The 1,500-nt window shown below is 37.5% G+C and carries 1 protein-coding gene; it reads right to left on the bottom strand.

Annotated elements, in window-relative coordinates; genetic code table 11:
* Nucleotides 1-371 precede the first annotated feature (371 nt).
* Nucleotides 372-1,373 carry a phospholipase D-like domain-containing protein gene (locus BLR43_RS13410; RefSeq protein WP_265088267.1) on the bottom strand — a complete coding sequence of 334 codons (1,002 nt, stop codon included), beginning with the start codon at nucleotides 1,371-1,373 and terminating at the stop codon, nucleotides 372-374.
* Nucleotides 1,374-1,500: the final 127 nt, after the last annotated feature.

The raw sequence follows: 1,500 nt of genomic DNA, 5'->3' as shown, positions 1-1,500 counted from the left end.
GGTTGTGTTGTCATGTTAGTGTCCACGATTATTAATCGTGGACACTATCTCGCATTTTTTAAGTGAGGAAAAGATGGGATGGTCGGATGCTTACGATGATCCGTCCAATTTTGCCAATAAAGCCGCCGATGAACTCTGTGATGAATACATCGGTTATCTCAGAAATCAGCGCATGGAGGAATAACTATTACACCTGCCAGCATCAAAAAACAGCCGCTATAAGTGGCTGTTTTTCGTTTAGGGCGTTACCTACAACTAAACCGAGCTAATAACGCTCCTAGAGCTGATCAACACGCTTAGCAAATCGTTTAGGCTATCAAGTTGTACTGTCTCAAAATCGTTTTTCGTTAATTCATAGCGTTAATTTGGATTTAAAGACTTCTAAATACTTTAATAAAATCTTTAGCTACATCCCAACCTTGAACATAAACACCTATTTCATGGTAAATCTCTACAAGGTTATTAGGGGCACTTGCAGACAGCCAATTTAAGCTAGTAATCAGCAAGTCATTATTATCCCAAGCTAATACCTTGGCATGACTATTGGAATGATGCGCACCCAATTGAGATAGAGAGTCGGCAGACTTCAGATCATCATGCATCTCAACAATTTCTGAATGATCGATATAACTTGATTTCTTAGAGTAATAATAATATTTTTTAGCTTCCGACTTTTTTAAAGCATCAAATATAGGCCTTATAGGTGAGGTGTTTATAAAGTCACTTATAATATATATCTTGTTTTTTGCTTGAGCGGCTAAGTCAATATAACTATGATGCTGGTGCTTTAGCACTAATCGCAGCTCCAGCTTTTCATTGTTAGGAATATCAACGTCATTTGGCGTATCAGCTATATTGCTTGAAAGCCCCCGAAACTCCTTACGCACTTTGCTGTCAAAAGTGCTTTTTCCACAGCAAATATTAGCAGCGATCTCTAAAAAATATTTAGTAAATTGATCATTGCAAACAACAACTGACGCCTCAAATCTTTCAAATTTTGCATATAAGAAGTTGCATGAACTGACCATAGTACACAACCCCTTGTCTACATGATTGGTTATAACGAACTTTGCATGCGAGTCGGTACGTCTGAAGTCATTATAATTTACAACATTTAGCATGCCTTCCTGGTGGCAGCTTTCATTAAAATCTCTTAATTTTTTTTCAACAGCCTTATCTTCACTATCTGATTTTTCAAAGTTTTCATCTGTTTCTTCTGCATTACTTTTGCCCCATAAAATATAAACTTGAACACCTCGTTTCAAAGCCTCTTTAATTTCTAGAAAAAGATGAGTATAGCCATCATCATTGACAATGCACCATTTACCTATGAAAGTAGAGTGAATGACTAGAAAGTCAGTAGAGGACTGGATTAGCTCAATGAGCTTGGCTTTGGTGTTGTGACTGTAGAGGCATAATGAAATAGGACAGTAGATAAGAGGTTATACTATCACCAAGACTGGAGAGAAGATATGACCACCAAACGCGGACGCTACAGCC

It is taken from the genome of Psychrobacter pacificensis (assembly GCF_900101915.1).
GTDB classification, from domain to species: domain Bacteria; phylum Pseudomonadota; class Gammaproteobacteria; order Pseudomonadales; family Moraxellaceae; genus Psychrobacter; species Psychrobacter pacificensis.
This window is presented reverse-complemented; position numbering and strand designations above follow the sequence as displayed.